Consider the following 17686-nt stretch of genomic DNA (forward strand, 5'->3'; position numbering starts at 1 on the left):
GAGTAAAGTAAAATCCAGTTCAGATGGCAAAAATAGTGATTGTTTCATCCGCCAAAACTAAGCTAAAAATATAGTTTTCACCAAAATTGACGAAGAACCTTTTTAAACGCAATACTCATAAACAAACTATTTAATAAGTTATCTAAGTAATTTTTATCCTAAAATGTTCGATTGGGGACCTTTCTAAAAAATGGAGCAAATATCATGAAATAATTTTTCACTAAAGTGTAACTTTTACTTTCTCTAAAGGAATTAAGTGATATAACCTATATAGATTTTTTGATTTGGTAAAATAAAGCAGTTTCTCTATAAAGTATTGGAACTTATTTTTTAAATATAGAAGAGGCTTCAGGATAAAATATGGATTTAATGAGTTCTAAAAGACTTGGTTATATTACAGACTACTTAACCGAAAGTTTATATACAGTTTATCTTTAACTTCTAATTTATGAAGGATATTTACCTTTTAGAGCAAATAGTCGGTTTTCATAATAAAGATGATAATGCCTTTAGAAGTGCAGCCAAAAAATTTAAGGACAATAATTATTCTCAGGTATTAAAAACAGCTTTAAAAAAATACGATGATGTATCTATTGCAAAAAGCCATGTAGATTTGAGTTTTAATTTATTTTTTGTCGCCATAACTCAATTCAAATTTCCGAAAGCAGACTATACTACTTCGCTCAATATTTTAGTTTCACTACCCTATTATCAAAATAAATTAGCAACTGAATTACTTTATTATCTAAATCAAGGAGCGTCAGATTATATCTCTACCGAGAAAGAACTAAAAAGTAGTATTCTCCATTTTTTTAAGCCTTTTGCTGAAAAATTATTTGTAAAAGTTTTGGAAAGTGAGCAAAGTAAAAACCTAAAAGAAAGTGCAATAGCACTTGATTGGATATATAAATCAGCTTTTGAGATTTATATGCACTTGACTTTGGGCAAAAATAGTAGAATGACAATGGTGAGATTTCATCAAATAGTGGAAGAGTCTTTTTATCTTTTTGTGTTAAGATATTCCATGAATATTTCGTTAAAGAATAAAGTCGAAAGTAAAGTAAATGAGTTATTCAACACTACAGTAGGATTGATGCGTCCTTACAAAGAGTTACAGAATGAAACAAATGCTATACAAAATTTGTCAGTTGAGCGTTTCTTCGATAAAATAAACGACCCCAATTTTATCTTAAAGACCACGATTTTTAATTACTTAAAAAGCTTTTTCAACAATATTAACCGAGAATTTAGCAAAGGATTAACCCATGAACAAAAATTAGCAAAAAAAACGAAGAAAAGACAATTTATGTATGCTAATCTTCCTTTTGAAAGAGAAGAAGCTTTTGAGTTTATAAAAGAAGGAGTTGATGCCATTAAGTATCTCAAAAACGGATACGCTGCTCAGTTATTAGTATCAGGACGAAATATGAATTTTGTACTGATTCTTAAGGAAGCGTTGGGCTTACAAGAATTAAGTTCGGATGATTTTGAAAAATCACTACTCGAACATTATGGGAGCAAAGAGTCTATCAATGTACAAAGAAATGATTGTAAAATAGAATTAATTAAATGGATGAAAAACCAAGTGACAGACCGCAATACCAACTGGTATGGACAACGAGGGGAACAAATTATTTCTTTTTTAGCTAACAACAAACCAGTATAAACAATGGATAGGGCAAATGAAGGACTAATATTAATTGAGGATTTTTTGAAGGGTAATCTCGATAAAAAAAACAGAGAAATCATTTTAAGAAAACTTAGTCTTGATGATGCCTTCTATCAAGATTTTCAATTATGGGTAAATCTTGATGATTGGTTGGAAGAATTACCTGCCTTTGAAATCAATCAAGTCTTAGACATGGAAGTTCGAGAAACTATTCCCATTTACAAAAGGTATCCCATTGTTTTTTCAATGGCTTGCTCGATTTTACTATTAATTTACACTGGCTGGTATTTTTACCAAAAATATGATAGCGTCGATAAGCTTACAGGGCAATTCTCTTATACAGAAATCAATAATCCCCAAAATGACCAAGGAATGGCAGGAGGAGATAATACCAAACCAAACATCACCCAACAGGCTTTTGAGGCAAGCACTTATGAGCAAATAGATACTACGTATCAATTTAGTCTTCAACCATTTATGTTGAAAGTTAGAATGCCCAAAGTGAGTAAAAAATTTGGAAAAAACCTTCGTATAGTTTACGATTACAAAATAGATAAGTATAAAATGACTCTTGAAAATCAGACATTTAACATAGAAGAAAGTACAGAATGGAAAAAATTATACCTTCGAGCTGTAAAGTAATTATCATTTTACTGTTTTTTTCTTTTTCGGTATGCTCACAAGTTCGGATGGCTTGTAATTGTGAGAGCGTAACGAAAGGTTTTGTGAGTCAAGATGGTTTTGCCAATCAAGATGAAATTGTATCATGGGTAAACTTTCGTTTTTTACCTTTATTTAACGAAATGGCACAGAAGCGACATAGTAAAACTCCACCAATTAAAGGAATAAATGTCATTCCTGTTTTTTGCGTTGGTGGAAATGGGGCGGTAGCAAAAAAATGTGAGAAAGAAAAAGCAAGCCTCAATGGAAATCCATTCTTAATTCTCTATGACGACTATTTTATCAATAAAATAGAGAAAAATAACGCTTTGAATGTATTATTTGTCTTGGCTCACGAAATGGGGCATTTACTTTCAAATCATTACCACAATACTATACCAGTTGATGTGGATTATGAAGCGTACTTGAAGAAAACTGTTAAGGGATATAAGCCAGTTTTTATATCCAAAGATGTAGAAACTCAAAAAATGACTGTTCGGGAAAGGCACATTGAGGAACTCACGGCAGATGCTTTTGCAGTCTGGTTTTTGAGAATGTATTACGAAAAAAATAAGAAAGACCCTAACATAGCTAAAAAATTCGACCCAGATAAAATTAATGATGTGCTACCACAAATCAAAAGTGTTTTTCCCAGTATGTTCAATCAGGAGACTACTCACCCAAGTTGCGAACAACGCACCTATTTCGTAAAAAAATTAAACGATTTTGATAATTGGAGTCAGGTATCCAACTTCAAGAAAACATTAGGTGGGTTTGCTTCTGAATTTATTGATTCTACATTAACAGTATTAACTCAAGAAGAGGCAAAACAAATGGGCTTGGCGGTGGAAAGAGCCAAAGAAAAAACAGAGGGAGATGCACTAAGAATAAAAGGCTTAGATTTGTTTAGAAAAAATTATTTTGAAGAGGCAAAAGTAAATCTTCAAGCTTCCAGAGAGATATATACACGTTTGATTTTTCCAGAAGATTCGGCAAAAGTCACAGCAGAACTCAAAGAGGTTGAGGAAATTCTTTCCGTTAGGTCATTTATGCACTTTTCGATTTTGGGAAATAGCAGTTTTGCCAACTATCAATTAAAATCAGAAGGGCAAAATATCAACGCAACGAATGCCATCGTCGGACAATTGGGTTTGCGTTTGGGTAGATATAGTTATGATAGCCCCTTTGGCTTGGAAGTAGATGCCACTTACGATTTAGAGGCTTGGCAATTTGATACGTATAGTAATGACCGTAAGTCTTTGGAGCGATTTAAAACCTCTACAATTACGGTTCAGCCTAAACTTACTTATCGGTTTCTCAGCTTCTCAAAAAGTAACAAAATTCAGGGCTTCGTATTTTCGGCGGGAGCTTCATGGATGAAGCCTATTAAGTTTGAATATTTGAATTTTCAAGTTCCAGCCCAAAATTTAGGTATTCGTTTAAAGCCCTCTTGGGGTTTCACCGTTGGGATTGGTTTTGAGAATATCAATCGAAAGCCGACATTAAATATTTGGGGACTTTGCCGAGTCGCTATCGTTAGTAGCTATCAACCACTCGTGTTTGATATTTCAGAGCCATTGCCACAAAATTATTCTGCCGCAGCTTGGACAGTAGGTTTATCGGCATCTGTTGGAATTTTACCAAAGTTTTTGATTAAGAGAAAATTAGATAATTAGGATTAAAGAGTTTATGAAAGAGGGCTTTACTTATTGTAGAGGGCTCTTTTTTTATTTTTTTATTTTTTGTGTAACGTATTAGATGGTGTAGGGAATAATAAGTTGAATTGACTCGAAAATACTAATGATGAATTTAAAAAATCTGTACGTTTTGGATGAAAAATGATAATACTCACCATAATTACGAACACTTGAAACTCATTTAGTCAATCAAAAAGTGGTTTCAATAAAGATAACAATCATTTATTTTATATTTTAAATTTCTAACTCATGAAAAATCTTACGCTTTTATTTTTAATCACTTTACTTTTTTCTTGCAAAAAAGAAGAAAGTGTATCCCCGATTTCGTCTGACCAAATTGTAGGAACTTGGCAAATGAATACATCAAGAGTAATCCTAAAGGCAAATATAAACGGTAAAGAAGAAACGGCAGACCAAACTCGGAATGGAACGAGTGCCGATATTTTGATTGTGACAGATAATGGTACAATTTCAGACCCATCCGATTTGTTTGGTACTAATACCTACGCTTGGAAATATTCAATCAATGGAAACGAGTTAAAACTATCCAAGAACTCATTAGATTTAGCCTATTTCACCATTTCAACTACTGCTTCTGGTATGCAGTGGAAAATGAATACAGAACAACTCAAACGTTCTTTGACTGAAACAACAGGCAATAATTCCGTACTAAATGGGGATTCTTCCGCTAAAGATTTTATCATCAGTAACGACTTAACAATAGATTTTATAAAGAAATAGCGGGTGAAATTTGTGTTGTTATATTATACAAACAATAAAATGAATTTTGAAAATTAATTTATAGATAATTACTCCAGAACAACCATGAAAAAATTACAACTTATGCCTTTTTTGTTTCGATACGGCATTTTTATCTTATGTTTTCTTAGTGATTTCTCCATTATTTACGGGCAGAAAACGCCGGAAATAACGATGGAAAAGGTGGCTGAAAAGTGTAAGGATTTACCCAGAGACAAGCGAGTAACCGTTAAAGTTGCCCGATTTAGTGTTTCTTCAAAGTCAACGCAAGCTCATGCCACTTTTGGAGATGAGCTATCCACGATGCTTACTTCGGCAATTCAGCAAACTAATTGTTTCAGAGTATTAGAAACTAATAAAAATACAGTAGATGCAACTGATGAAATGGCTTTTAATCAGGATGGTTTTACGAATGGAACTGGACCTAAAGCAGGTGAAATGACAGGAACTCAACTCATTGTAACGGGTGAAATTACAGACTTTACGGAAGGAACTAAAAATACCTCATTACTGGGTGTTAGCGTAGGAAGTAACCAAGCCACACTTGGTTTTACACTTAAACTTTTAGACCCACAGAAAGGAGAAATACTTTTCAGTAAAGACATTAATATGAAAGGAAGTTCTTCGGGTTTTTCTGGGGTAAAAATGTTTGGACTCCAAGCGGGTGGAAAGACTGAAAATAGAGCCGTGCAGGATGCTTTACAAAAAGCAATCATCAAAGCTGTAGAGGTGATGGTCGATGCCCGAGACAAAATTGAAATGCCTGAACCCATGAAAGCTCCTGTAATTAAAAAATTTAGCCCTCAAAACTGTTCAATGCTCCGTAATGGCTCTCCCAAAATTATGATTTTAATTACCGAAGCAACAACTGGAGGTACAAACCGAGATAATTCAAACACAGATATTGCTCGAAGAGAAAGAGAATTACAGCTTAAAGAAAAAGAGGCAAGTATTAACAATACCAATGCTATAATTACAGGAATTTTTGGCCGCAAGAATTCAAATGAGAATAGTAAAAAAGAGGAGACTGCCAGTAAACAAAACCTCACTACTGCTGTGTACAAAACAGTAACTATCGAACAATCCGCTACTGAAACTGAACTTACTCGTCATTTTGTAGAAGCTGGCTTTAGAGTTATTGACCCTAAAATGTTTGCCAAAATGCGTCAAAAAAGTGATTCTCTTGGAGCAGATATGGGTGGATTGGCAGCAGAGGGATTAAAAATGGGAGCAAATATTGTTATAACTGGTCAAGCAATTTCAGAACGAACCAGTAGTCAAGGCTCAATGGCTAATTGTCGTGCCAGATTAGAAATTAAGGCAATTGCCACTGAGGATGGTTCTATTTTGGCTACCAACACGATTTCAGCGGGTGGAATGGATGTATCAGAAGTTATTGCCAATAAAGTTGCACTACAACGTGCTTCTTTTGATATGTCTCAGTACTTAATGAATCGACTGTGTGGGATGAACATACAGTTTGCTGGTAGCCCCAAAATGAGTAATTCATTAGTAAAACCAACATCAGGAGGAAATTCCAATATGACTGAAATTGTACTCCAGAACGTCAATTTTGCTCAATTACAAGCCATCACAAATTTTATTAAAACCAACAATAAGGTAAAAGAAGTTAGAAAGTCACTAAGTGGAAAAGAAGGTCATTTGGAGATTGACCACACAACAAATACAGATACTATTGCTGAATTCTTATCTACTTATAAAACATACAATATTGAAGTTACAGGTATGGAATCAAACCGAATAGAGGCTTCTCTCAAATAAAGAATTATCCTAAATAAATACCTTTCAATAAAATAAAAAACGAATAATCACATGAAAAGAATATATACTATTTTAACGATGATAACCTTATTTTCAGGAAGTTGTTTTGCTCAATCACAAAACTATAAAGCTTTCAAAGTTGAATTCTTACCAGGTTATGCTCTTCCTATCAGCTCCGTAGGGGGTATTAAAGGAGGGTTTTGTCTTTCTTTAGAGCCTAAATATAACATTAACGATAATATTGCAGTTGGCATCAAGATAGAAGGTGCGGCAGTAGCAATTGTCACCAATACGAATTCAAATGATGGAATTGTATCTTTAATCAGTTCTTATTCTTTAACGGGAGAATATTATTTGGGGGAAAGTGGTGTAAGACCTTTTGCTGGTATTGGGATTGGCTCTTATAAAACCTCCATTTTTGATACTAAAGAATTGAAAGAACTTGCATTAAGTGAATCAACTATCGGTTTTGCTCCTCGTTTAGGCTTGCAAATTAATCACTTCAGAATCGTCGGAGAGTATAATTTGGTTAAAGACTCAAACTATCTGACGTTCAAATTAGGTTTTACAATTGGCGGTGGAAAGAAATAGAAAATTATCAATTGCATCATTCTCAATGAGGTCAGAGCGACTCCTATGTAACCTATCGCCTTTTAGAAGGAATAATAAGATAGTTATTATTGTACTCTTCATCGGATGTATCAGTAAGTAGTAGTAGTTAGTATTTATGGAAAAACTTGCGGAACAACTGAATTATCATGAGCGTGTTCTATATCAATTTTCTAATTTTTCTATTAGAGAGCATCTAAAAAAAATTACGTAAAACAAACTCATTCTTGATTGGTATATATTCACATTACGTGGAATTAGGATTTAGCTGTTGGTCGCCAGACGCTTCGGATAAGTATTGGAACTCGTTCTTAATCAGATGATTGCAATCTATTCAAACATGAAATAATTTTTAACGAACACTTAAAATATTTGTAATTATGAAAACCTTACTATATCGTTTGACTTTACTTTTATTGACATTAGTTGGTTTACAAAGTTGCCTAAGAACCATTGAAATTCCCGTTTTAGGTGACGCTTCTGGGGCAATTATCAGAGTGGGAACTCCCATAAAATCAGCAAATACGCAAACATTCACCATTGATGTGCACGTGGTAGATGCCACAGGTACTTATTTGGGCAACTTAAATAAAAGCAATTTTGCTATTAAAGATACCTCTTCAAATCCAAGAGGAATGTCATTTTCGTTGATTGATGTAAAAGGTGGGAACAAAACGGCTGATAGAGGCGATTACAGTGCTTTTTTACTACTCGACCAAAGTGGTAGTACCAGTGCTACTGACCCCAATAATCTAAGAATTGAAGCAAGTCGTGTTTTCTTGGATGCACTCGGAAGAAACGACCAAGTTGCTCTCGGGAGTTTTACTGATAGTTATTATTACTCCTCACGAAACGGCTACACACTTCTTCATGGAGGCTTTACGAATCAAGTATCTGTTTTTTATCCATCGTTAGATTCACTGCAAAGTATTATTTCAAAAAGTAGTACACCTCTTTATACTTCAACAGAATGGTCGATTAATTATACCGCCCAAAAAGCTCCGACAAAAAACAAAGTGGTTGTACTTTTTACGGACGGGGAAAATAACGGAGGGTCAAATAAGACAAATACAGAGAATCTATCACTGCAAAAGAATGTGCCCATTTTCACCGTTGGTCTGAGTAATGGTGTAAATTTCGATGTCTTGAACAGCTTAGCCCTCAACACGGGAGGAAGCTTTATGTGGGCAAAAGACGCTAAGCAATTAATTACCTATTTTGGTACTTTGGGAAATCTATTACACGGAAATGCAGATTATTACACACTCACGTTTCAAGCTACCGCCAATAGTTTTTCAACCAACGGACAATTGTTATATCTGCAAGTTACACTGCCCAATGGGAAAAAATTCTTGATGCCTTATATAATTCGCTTTGCATAGATTTTAAGCTTTTTTTATGAAAAATATACTCATTAAAAGCCTATATATGGCTTTATTTATTGTATGCTGTGGTGTCAATTCAACTTACAGTCAGGATATAATTTATCTCAAGGACGATAATAAAATAGAATGTAAAATTCAAGAAGTAACACCTGAAAAGATAAAATATAAAAAAATTGATAACCTTTCAGGACCAAATTTTTCGGTAAAAAAGGAAAGCACTTTGTTTGTTTTTAGTGAAAAGGGGAGCTATCTAATTATGACAGAGTTGGATAATTCTGTTCTTGATGCTAATGTAATTACTGAAAAATTTAATGCTTCTTTAAACCAATCATTGCCTTCTGAAGATGTTGTTTTTACAAAAAAAACGGCATTTAGGGGGACAATAATGCAAGAAAATGACCCGCTTTCATTTCAGACACTGACGGGTTCCACTGAAAGCATTGCTCAGAGTGATATTATGATTATTATCTACCGAGATGGTAAGCACAAAATGATTGGAAATAATGTTGAAGCGTCAGAAGTATTAGCAAAATTCAGGAATATTCCCAACGATAAGCCTGCCGAAAATGCTGCTGATAATCAACCATCTTCTGGTGATTCTGCTGAAAAAGATAATGCTTGGGGAAACGGCATGGCAGTTTCAGGAAAAGACATACCAGTAAAAAATATTGGAGGTAAAAATGACAATATTGACATGGGCGAGTTAGGAATGGTAAAGTTTGAAGAATACAGTGACAGAGCCGTAATGAAAGTCAACCGTTTTACGGAGTATATTAAATTATTATCCAGCCAAAGTGTTGATTTTCAGGAGTCTAATAAGGCTATAAACGGAGCTGTTGAACTTTTTTTGAGTGAAAATGCCAAAGTGGAAGTTAGTAGTATCAATCGCCCTGAAAAGAAAAAATATAAAATTAGGGAATACCTAAACCGTGTCAAACTAATAAAATACGACAAAGTAGAAGTGGAATATTCTAATGTACAATACGTAGGAAAACTTCGTAAAGGTGCTAATGGATTATACTACGGAGTTGTGTCGTTCGAACAAGTTTTTAGAGGGTATCAGGATGGAAGGGTAATTTACGAAGACCGTACGATTAAAAACCAAACGATTGTTGTAAAAGTAACAACCGACCTCAAAGACGGACAAAAATCATTGGTTTGGGATGTGTTTTTGTATGATGTTGGGGTACTTGAAACAAGAAAAAATTAATGAAGATATTACTCATTTTCCTACTTTCATTATCATTCAGCTCTATTTTTTCACAGGCTCGGATTGATAAAAAAAGGATTGCGAACAAATCCCAAATTTATAATCGACAAGCAGAAGAACGCTTTGCATTGGAAGTGAAAACGATTGATGAATTTATGGAACGATTCAACTTTGCAGAAACAACTCTGATTAGGCAATATTTGGGGGTAATCAATCCCACTGCCAAGCCAAACCGACAACAATTGTTGAAGACACTCTTTGAAGCAAAAACTCAAATTGCTGATTCTCTAAAAAGAAAATTTATTCATTCGGTTTGTGATAGTTTAAACGCTGAATATCTCAATTTTTTTCAACCTGATTGGTTTGCTGAAGCACGGTGTTTATTTAATCAAGGAAGTCAGCACAAATACATTACACTAATTCTCAGAGTACAACGAACTCAGAATGGAGGATGTAAATGGGTAATTGCTGGTGCAGAAGAGTTTATGACTAATGGTAAATCAAAAAACGTCACGACCAATTCTGATTATGATGGCGAAAAAGGACTTAATCCGTACAGTCATGTCTTAAATTTTACAGAACTGGAAGACGCTTTTGCTGATACCAAAAATATCAATAGCTATTTAGATGAAGCGTTTATTACAGATAGAACAAAACCCATTTTGGAAGCTATCACCACTAAAAAAATCAATTTTAGATATGTTCAAGATATCAAATATCATTTCATGCAAATTGACGGTTGGATTTTTAGCGTTCAGCAATTTAAGAGAATGACCAGACAAGCTGGTTGGTTAATTAGTGAACTTCACTCGGCTAACCAATTTGAGAAAGATTCCTACAAAAAATCAGTATTGTATTTGACTAACAACCAATGAAGAGACCTTTACTATTCTTACTTTGTTTTCTATTGATTAATAGTATTTTGTTTTCTCAAAATACTATTAATCAGTCACTCACGATAAGTGACGGGTCTAAAATTATATTCAATTCAACACAATTACTACATGAATATAAGGATTTACTAAATGGGATTTCATTTGCGGAAATTGATGAAAAATCAGTCGAGGATATGATAAACCGAAGTCACAGTGGAAAAATCAACAAGTTATTTTTTAACAAAGAGATTTTGGTTGAAGACGACCTCGAAGAGAATGCAAGCCTTTTGAAAAATAGTAAAAAAACAATTGACCGTTACCTCCGAGATTTTGATTTATACTATACCAAAACAGATACCAATACCGTAAGTTTTGACAGTATTAGGATTTCTAACATTAAGCAAAGTGCAGAGTATACCTACATCAAAATTTATTTTAAAAGTAATTTTTCAAGTCTTCAAAAGATTTCAGGCAAAGCCTTCCCGAAATCTTGGAGAACATTAGAAATCAGAGCAGATAAAATTGGAAAAAAATGGCTAACTCAAATAGTACGAATTGGTTATGATATTGCCCCAAAAACCATTGAGGAATTACAACTCAATGATGTAATATTATTACCAGATGTTGATGCCACAAAAGTCATAGATACTCTGCAGATTGCTCTGAGTCAGGAAGAATTAAAGAATTTACAAGAACAACAATTACAAAAACTCCAAACAGAATTCAACCAAGAACAAGCACAAAAAGAAAAGGAATTCAGACTTATTTTGGATGAAGCTGATAAAACATTGGGACAAGAGGACTTAAAAGCCGCCAAGATTTTATATGCCAATGCTCAAAATTTAATGCCTAATATGGAATTGAGGCACATTACTCGTCAATTACGTAGAATAACTGAATTACAAGAAGAAATACAGCTTCGCCCAGAAAAATTATGTCGGGAGTTTATCCAAAAAGCAAAAAATGCAGAGCGATTACGAAAATATACCGAAGCTAAGAACTATTTAGAAAAAGCCTTAGAGCAGAAACCAGATGTAGATTCATTGAAACGGAAAATAGAAAAGCTGAATCTGAACATCAGAGTTTTGGCTTCCATCGAAGCAAAAATTACGCAAAACAAAAATACAGAGGCAGAAAGCGAATGTAATTCCGAAATTGATAAACTCAAAAATCAAGAGAAGAATTTTAAATTATTTAATAATGCTCTTTACTCAGATTTATTGACTTGGCAAGCTGTTTCCCTTGCTAAACAAAACAAACTAAAACAAGCAGAGGATAAATTTAAGAAAGCCATTGAAAAAGATGCCAATAATTCCAATGCCTTCAGGCAAAGAGGATTAACTTATTTTCAAAATACTAAATATACCGAAGCCCTCGCTGATTTTAAAGTCTATCTCTCATTTGATGAGAATAACACCACTGCCTTAACCGATTTGGCTCGTTGTCATTTTGGTATTCAAGACAGTACACGAGGAATTCAGTATTTTGATAAAGCCCTCGAACTTGATAAGGATAACCTCGCCCTTGCTTTTGAACGTGCTATGATATTTCATTCTTGGAATAAACCCAAAGAAGCTATTTCTGCCTTTACAAAGTTATATTCCTTAAATTATAATATAGCTAATGTGCTGTTTTACAGAGCTTCAAATTTTGAAAGACTAAAGCAATATTCAAAATCGGTTATTGACTTTGAACAAGCGATAAAATTTGGAATTAGTCCAGAACAAGTAACTTTAATATTAAAGATTGCCGAGAAATTTTATGATGATGGCAAATATTATTTTGAGTCTAAATCGTTTCCCGAAGCCATTGAACGATTTGGAAATGCTACCTTATTTTGGAAAACTCATTACGATGCTTGGTTTTACAAAGGGTTGTCACACATTAAATTAGAGCAATTTTCAGAAGCACAAAAAGCATTTAATCATGCCATCCAGATTGATGATAAACAGGCATTAGCCTTCTATAATAGAGGAATTGCAAAGTTTTTGGATGAAGATTTCGAAGAGAGTATTCCTGATTTTGAAAGAGCTTTTCAATTATCAAATGAATTATATCAAGCAGCTATTTATAAGGGTGATGCCCATCTGCAACTTGAACAATATTCGCTGGCTGTTGAAGCCTTCGGCTATGCCCTCATGGGAGAGTGGACACGTAAGTCTGCAAATTTTACGGGTTTATCAATTCTTTATGGCAAGAGAGCTGCTGCTTTTTTTAATCAGAAAAACTATAAAGATGCTCTTAAAGATTTTGAAGAATGTCTGAAATACAACAAAAACTATGGCGAAGGCTACTATCAGCGGGGAAAAGTTTATTTAGCGAAGGGTGATTTTAGCAATGCAATTAATGATTTTGAAAAAGCCATTATCATGGACTATGATAAAGGTAAATGTTATTTCGCTAAGGCAGAAGCTTATCGACTTAATGAAAAATTTGGCAAAGCCATCAATGATTATACCATTGCCCTGAACCGAGAGGAATGGGAGGAAAATAGAGCTGACGCTCACCGCCAACGAGCTTGGTGTTTAGTAAAAGAAGAGAAATACTTCAATGCTATTACTGACTATGAAAAAAACGAAGAATTATTAGCTGGAAAAACAAGCATTGATGTCAAGGTAGAATTAGCAATTGTGTATTTAAAAACAGACCAAAATGAGGAAGCAAAAGATATTTTGGATATTATTCTTCAACAAAAACCAAGTAATCCAGAAGCACTATTTGCGATGGGATATTATCATTTCTTGACTGGAAATACTGATAATGCCAAAAAATACCTTGAAAGAGTTGCTAACACAGGAGTTAAAAAAAAAGAGCTTAGAGAAAGTATCATTAAGCCTCTTTGGAGTAATAATAAAATAAAACATTTGTCCGAAACCATCATAAAGTAACAAATATGACCATGAAAAAAATAATTATTCTTTCCTTGATTGGCTGTTATATAACGGTAATCTCGGCGATTGCACAAACCTCAAAGACAGACCAGATTGTAAAAATGGATAACTCTATAATTTTAGCATTGATAGATGAGGTAACAGAAACAGAGATTTTCTATAAATTACCCTCTTCGCCCAAAGGTGCTATGCAAAAAATTGAGAGAACTGAAGTTTTGAAAATCATTTATGCCGCTGGAAACATCGACGAAATCAATAAACCCTTAGCAAAGGCAAAAACTGACAGAATTATCAGAAAAGACGGAGGAGTAGTGGAAGGAATAATAGTAAGTATTTCTGCTGGAAAAGTAGAATACAAAAATATTAATGATGACGGTCTTATCTATATGTTATCAGGTGCAGATGTTGCCAAAGTAGAATATGCCGATGGAACCATAAAGGACCTTTCGTTAAAAAGTAAAAAGGAAAAAACGGTAAAAGAAAAAACAGAAAGAGAGAAAATTGTCAAAGTCAAAACAGAGAAAAAGAAAGTTCAAAGTTTTGAAAATCAGGTTACTAATCAACAACCTGTGGCTAAACCCCGTCAATTATTAGATATTCCACGTTTTGTGATAGGAATTGGTGGGGAAGGAACTTATGCCCTCGAACCCCTCAGTAAAAAATGGGTTGGAACAAATGACAGTTTGGGTATCCAGCAAGGCTTTGGTGTAAGTATTCGGACGGACGTTCACCTATCAAAATTTGTGGCGTTCAGTTTTTCAGCGGGCATAAATCAGTGGCAAATACAGCGAAATTACATTTTAAAAGATGTCAAAACGCAAACCACAACTACCCAGTATTCATCGCTTGATAAATTTGTGATGATTCCTCTCCAAGCTGGATTTAAGTTTTACATAGCCAAAGGTTTCTATATCATGCCTGAGGCTTCTTTCAATATCGTTTCTTCTGATTTTAAAAATAATGATGGTGAAATTGCTAATCCTAATGGAAACACTAAAATTTCAAGCTCACTTAGTAAAGTAGGTTATGGCGGAAGTATTGGTGCAGAAGTATATAAACTACCATTCGTAATTGATATTTCAGCTCGTTTACATACAGTCAAAGCGGAAGATTTTCGAACAATTGGCGAACCTCTATATTTTGCAGGACTACGTTTAGGAATTGGTCTCGCACCGAAAAAGTAAGTATTATTTGTAAAACTTTAAAATATCCTTTTATGAAAAAAATTATCTTTTATCTTTTCTTATTCTATGGAATATCTACCCATGTTAATGCCCAAATACAAAAAGGTACAAAAACAATCGGTGGACAAATTTCATTTTCGAGTAGGTCAGTGAGTAGCACGGCCACAATTGGTAGTAGTTCGAGAACAGAATCTGAATCTCAAACCAATTTATCATTAGCACCAATTGGAGGTATCATGATAACAGACAATATTATGGTAGGTACAGAAGTAAAATTAGTCGTGTTAGGCAGTAGTTCAGGTAGCGGGAGTGGTATTGGATTGTTGCCTTTTGGTAGATATTATTATCCTGCTGGAGAGAAGTTTTATATTTTTGGAGAATTAGCATTAGGTTTTGGGTCGGTTAAAGGTGGTAGTAGCAGTACCTCATTTTCCGAATGGCATATTGGACCAGGGGCAAGTTATTTCTTGAAAGACAATGTAGCAATTGAAGCCGCTCTTAATTTTAACTCTCTCAAATATAAAGATTCTTCTTTAGCAAACAACTCTACAACACTTCACATAGGTTTACAATTTTACTTTTAATCCTGCATATACAATGAACAAGATATATAAACTCATTTTCATAATTATACTTTTTAGTAATTATACTTTTGGACAAATCGAAAAAGGTAAAATGCTGATTGGAGGTAGCTTAGATTTCGCTTCACAAGAAGGTGGAAGTATCACCACTTTTTCACCCACTTTCGGGTATTTGTTCACGGATAATATCATGGGTGGGGTATCTCTAAACACGGGCGATGGAAACACTCAATTTACTCCATTTGTCAGGTATTACAAGCCAATCAAAGAACGGATTTTCGGTTTTGGAACGGTTAGTTATGGATTTTCGTCACCAGGTTTGTTTACCATTGGAGCTGGAATCAACTACTTTATCACTGACAACGTCTCACTTGAACCTATTCTATCTTTTAGTCATTTTGGAACGAGCGAATCTTATGGTAGTAATACCTCAGTTTCAAGGTCTTATAATACAATTTCATTAGGAATGGGAATTCAATTTTTCTTTTAATTAATCCGCTAAAATAAATCATTATGAAAAGTATCACAATCAGCTCGGCAACTGCCTTAGTAATTATTTTATTTATTTTTTCTAATAAAATCGTCGCCCAAATTCCAACAGCACCTGGCACCACAGGAAATGCTGAAAACCTTACTCGTGAAACCTCCGACCCAACCCAAGAGTTTTATGCGAGAGTTAGCCCTGATGGAAAATTTTTACTTTATAATGCCCTTGAAATTTCCTATTCATTAACATTAACCAACGGAAAACTTGAGCAGAAAACCAACAAAAAGTATAGAATTGTAAAAAAGGAAATCGGTAAGCCTATTACCAATCCATTGGTTAGCAATGCTGCCTATCCAACTTGGCTACCCGATAATTCTGGCATTATTTTTAGTTACATAAAACCCGAAAAATCAGTCATCGTTCGCTCAGATAATAATGGAGTTGGTCTTAACTATGTTTCGGCGGGAGCAATGGGAGAAGATGATGCCGAACCAGCAGTAACTCGTGATTCAAAAGTAATATTCACCACGTTGATGAGCAATACTCGAATGATTTGTTCGATGGATTTAAAAGGAGGAAATTATTCAGTAATTACAGAAGGTAGCCATCCAAGTTTGAACCCCAACGACAACAATAAAATTATTTATAACATTAAGGTTGGAAAATTTGTACAAGTTTTCACGATGGATATAAAAACAGGTGAAAAAACGCAACTCACTACTGGAGAGTACAATAATCGTGACGGTTCATTTTCAAGAGATGGTAAGTATATCGCTTTTGTGAGTAATCGAGAAAACCCTAAGAAAGAAAATAAACACATTTATGTAATGAAGGCAAACGGTACAGACCTTATTCAAATCACTCAAGGTGAAACTGACGAAAGTGACCCAGCGTGGGGAACCGACACCAACATTTTCTTTAGTTCTAATGCAGAGAAAAATTACAACATTTGGAAGGCTAAGGTAAAAATAGGAAAATAGGGTATAAAAGTTAGAAGTTGAATTTATAAAAAAGCCCCCATTTGGCGGGCTTTTTTGTTGTGTGTAACTTTTAATATCGCTGTAACAATCATGGAAACCTGTTATTTCAATATTTGAAGCCCCAGTGGAACTGCATAGTAGAATTACCTTAAAAAATATTGAATTAGCAGATTAAAATGAACGAGTTTATACCAAAAGAGAAACGTTAAACAGGTTCATTGATAAAACATAAATTCTTTTCCAAGAATACAAACAAATCATCAGTTTTAGCATAGACTTCCTGCGAAAGTGTTTTATGATTGAAAAATGGTATATTTTCGATTGAAAATAGCGGAAATTTTGAAAGCATAGCAGAGCTACGGTTGAAAAATTTTCGCTATTTGTAGCCGAAAAGATGTTGTTTTACGACTTAAAACACTTTCGCAGGAAGTCTAATATTTATCTAACCTTCTCAGGAACAGAAATAGTCCCCAAAGTATTGTTTGACAGAAATGTGAATCTGTAAAAATGAGGATACCGCTTACAGATTGATATTTAGAAGTATCCTCATCATTTACTATGGACTATTTTGGACGGCCTGTTCCAGTTGGCAAGTCTGGAGGAATAACGACATCATTGTTGCTGACCTTAATTGAATCAGACTGTGATATTTTATTTATTCCCACAAAAGTAGGCGTGATAATTTGTGGTTTTTCACATGATACTAACGCTATGCATCCAAGGCAAATTAAGGCTATTGTCTTTTTCATTTTTATTAGGATTATATGTCCTGCATTGTTGCTTGACATAAATACATGACCGTGAAATAACCTTTAACATTTTTATCAAACTGTTATAATAAAAAATGTAACCTTTCTTCAATCCAGAGGGATAATAATTGTAAATTGTTTAGGTGAATATTTAAGTTATTGATTGAA

15 protein-coding genes are annotated in these 17686 nt (G+C 34.1%); 14 read left to right on the forward strand and 1 reads right to left on the reverse strand.

Going from position 1 to position 17686, the window contains the following annotated elements:
* Positions 1-448 precede the first annotated feature (448 nt).
* The 14 genes from VB796_RS18455 to VB796_RS18520 all read left to right on the forward strand — a co-directional run bounded on the left by VB796_RS18455 (position 449) and on the right by VB796_RS18520 (position 16769).
* Entirely contained in the window at positions 449-1666 is a 1218-nt protein-coding gene (locus tag VB796_RS18455) for a hypothetical protein (RefSeq protein WP_323348060.1), read from the forward strand.
* A 3-nt stretch (positions 1667-1669) separates the two neighbouring features.
* On the forward strand, positions 1670-2311 hold the full coding sequence (locus VB796_RS18460) for a hypothetical protein (RefSeq protein ID WP_323348061.1): 642 nt from the start codon (positions 1670-1672) through the stop codon (positions 2309-2311).
* Positions 2278-4005 carry a hypothetical protein gene (locus VB796_RS18465; RefSeq protein WP_323348062.1) on the forward strand — a complete coding sequence of 576 codons (1728 nt, stop codon included), beginning with the start codon at positions 2278-2280 and terminating at the stop codon, positions 4003-4005. Before VB796_RS18460 ends, VB796_RS18465 begins: the two co-directional genes overlap by 34 nt.
* 270 nt (positions 4006-4275) lie before the next feature.
* Positions 4276-4767, forward strand: coding sequence for a hypothetical protein (locus VB796_RS18470; RefSeq protein WP_323348063.1), 492 nt, complete (start codon positions 4276-4278; stop codon positions 4765-4767).
* A 192-nt stretch (positions 4768-4959) separates the two neighbouring features.
* Positions 4960-6567, forward strand: coding sequence for a CsgG/HfaB family protein (locus VB796_RS18475; RefSeq protein WP_323348064.1), 1608 nt, complete (start codon positions 4960-4962; stop codon positions 6565-6567).
* 51 nt (positions 6568-6618) lie between these two features.
* Positions 6619-7158: a hypothetical protein gene (locus tag VB796_RS18480; protein WP_323348065.1), complete on the forward strand. Its 540-nt coding sequence runs from the start codon at positions 6619-6621 to the stop codon at positions 7156-7158.
* Positions 7159-7556: 398 nt separating this feature from the next.
* The gene (locus VB796_RS18485) at positions 7557-8558 is read left to right on the forward strand and encodes a vWA domain-containing protein (RefSeq protein ID WP_323348066.1); all 1002 of its coding nucleotides are present in this window, start codon (positions 7557-7559) and stop codon (positions 8556-8558) included.
* 16 nt (positions 8559-8574) lie between these two features.
* On the forward strand, positions 8575-9771 hold the full coding sequence (locus VB796_RS18490) for a hypothetical protein (RefSeq protein WP_323348067.1): 1197 nt from the start codon (positions 8575-8577) through the stop codon (positions 9769-9771).
* Positions 9771-10646, forward strand: coding sequence for a hypothetical protein (locus tag VB796_RS18495; RefSeq protein ID WP_323348068.1), 876 nt, complete (start codon positions 9771-9773; stop codon positions 10644-10646). The genes VB796_RS18490 and VB796_RS18495 overlap by 1 nt, the downstream gene beginning before the upstream one ends.
* Positions 10647-10840: 194 nt before the next feature.
* Positions 10841-13534 (forward strand): tetratricopeptide repeat protein, encoded by a 2694-nt coding sequence (locus VB796_RS18500; protein ID WP_323348069.1) that lies wholly within the window; start codon positions 10841-10843, stop codon positions 13532-13534.
* An 11-nt stretch (positions 13535-13545) separates the two neighbouring features.
* The gene (locus tag VB796_RS18505) at positions 13546-14721 is read left to right on the forward strand and encodes a hypothetical protein (protein ID WP_323348070.1); all 1176 of its coding nucleotides are present in this window, start codon (positions 13546-13548) and stop codon (positions 14719-14721) included.
* A 32-nt stretch (positions 14722-14753) separates the two neighbouring features.
* Positions 14754-15305, forward strand: a complete 552-nt coding sequence (locus VB796_RS18510) for an outer membrane beta-barrel protein (protein WP_323348071.1) — start codon at positions 14754-14756, stop codon at positions 15303-15305.
* Between the two features lie 13 nt (positions 15306-15318).
* Positions 15319-15792 (forward strand): hypothetical protein, encoded by a 474-nt coding sequence (locus tag VB796_RS18515; RefSeq protein WP_323348072.1) that lies wholly within the window; start codon positions 15319-15321, stop codon positions 15790-15792.
* Between the two features lie 23 nt (positions 15793-15815).
* Complete coding sequence (locus VB796_RS18520; protein WP_323348073.1) at positions 15816-16769, forward strand: DUF5050 domain-containing protein; 954 nt, start codon at positions 15816-15818, stop codon at positions 16767-16769.
* 205 nt (positions 16770-16974) lie between these two features.
* Here VB796_RS18520 and VB796_RS18525 read toward each other — a convergent pair whose 3' ends face one another.
* Positions 16975-17118: a hypothetical protein gene (locus VB796_RS18525; RefSeq protein ID WP_323348074.1), complete on the reverse strand. Its 144-nt coding sequence runs from the start codon at positions 17116-17118 to the stop codon at positions 16975-16977.
* Between the last annotated feature and the right edge of the window lie 568 nt (positions 17119-17686).

The sequence above is a fragment of the Arcicella sp. LKC2W genome (assembly GCF_034931005.1).
GTDB lineage: Bacteria > Bacteroidota > Bacteroidia > Cytophagales > Spirosomataceae > Arcicella.

Coding starts and splice junctions, on each gene's coding strand:
- VB796_RS18525 (WP_323348074.1), bottom strand. CDS start 17,118: ATGCTTTCAAAATTTCCGCTATTTTCAATCGAAAATATACCATTTTTC.
- VB796_RS18515 (WP_323348072.1), top strand. CDS start 15,319: ATGAACAAGATATATAAACTCATTTTCATAATTATACTTTTTAGTAAT.
- VB796_RS18460 (WP_323348061.1), top strand. CDS start 1,670: ATGGATAGGGCAAATGAAGGACTAATATTAATTGAGGATTTTTTGAAG.
- VB796_RS18500 (WP_323348069.1), top strand. CDS start 10,841: ATGATAAACCGAAGTCACAGTGGAAAAATCAACAAGTTATTTTTTAAC.
- VB796_RS18505 (WP_323348070.1), top strand. CDS start 13,546: ATGAAAAAAATAATTATTCTTTCCTTGATTGGCTGTTATATAACGGTA.
- VB796_RS18510 (WP_323348071.1), top strand. CDS start 14,754: ATGAAAAAAATTATCTTTTATCTTTTCTTATTCTATGGAATATCTACC.
- VB796_RS18465 (WP_323348062.1), top strand. CDS start 2,278: ATGGAAAAAATTATACCTTCGAGCTGTAAAGTAATTATCATTTTACTG.
- VB796_RS18470 (WP_323348063.1), top strand. CDS start 4,276: ATGAAAAATCTTACGCTTTTATTTTTAATCACTTTACTTTTTTCTTGC.
- VB796_RS18475 (WP_323348064.1), top strand. CDS start 4,960: ATGGAAAAGGTGGCTGAAAAGTGTAAGGATTTACCCAGAGACAAGCGA.
- VB796_RS18455 (WP_323348060.1), top strand. CDS start 449: ATGAAGGATATTTACCTTTTAGAGCAAATAGTCGGTTTTCATAATAAA.
- VB796_RS18495 (WP_323348068.1), top strand. CDS start 9,771: ATGAAGATATTACTCATTTTCCTACTTTCATTATCATTCAGCTCTATT.
- VB796_RS18520 (WP_323348073.1), top strand. CDS start 15,816: ATGAAAAGTATCACAATCAGCTCGGCAACTGCCTTAGTAATTATTTTA.
- VB796_RS18480 (WP_323348065.1), top strand. CDS start 6,619: ATGAAAAGAATATATACTATTTTAACGATGATAACCTTATTTTCAGGA.
- VB796_RS18490 (WP_323348067.1), top strand. CDS start 8,575: ATGAAAAATATACTCATTAAAAGCCTATATATGGCTTTATTTATTGTA.
- VB796_RS18485 (WP_323348066.1), top strand. CDS start 7,557: ATGAAAACCTTACTATATCGTTTGACTTTACTTTTATTGACATTAGTT.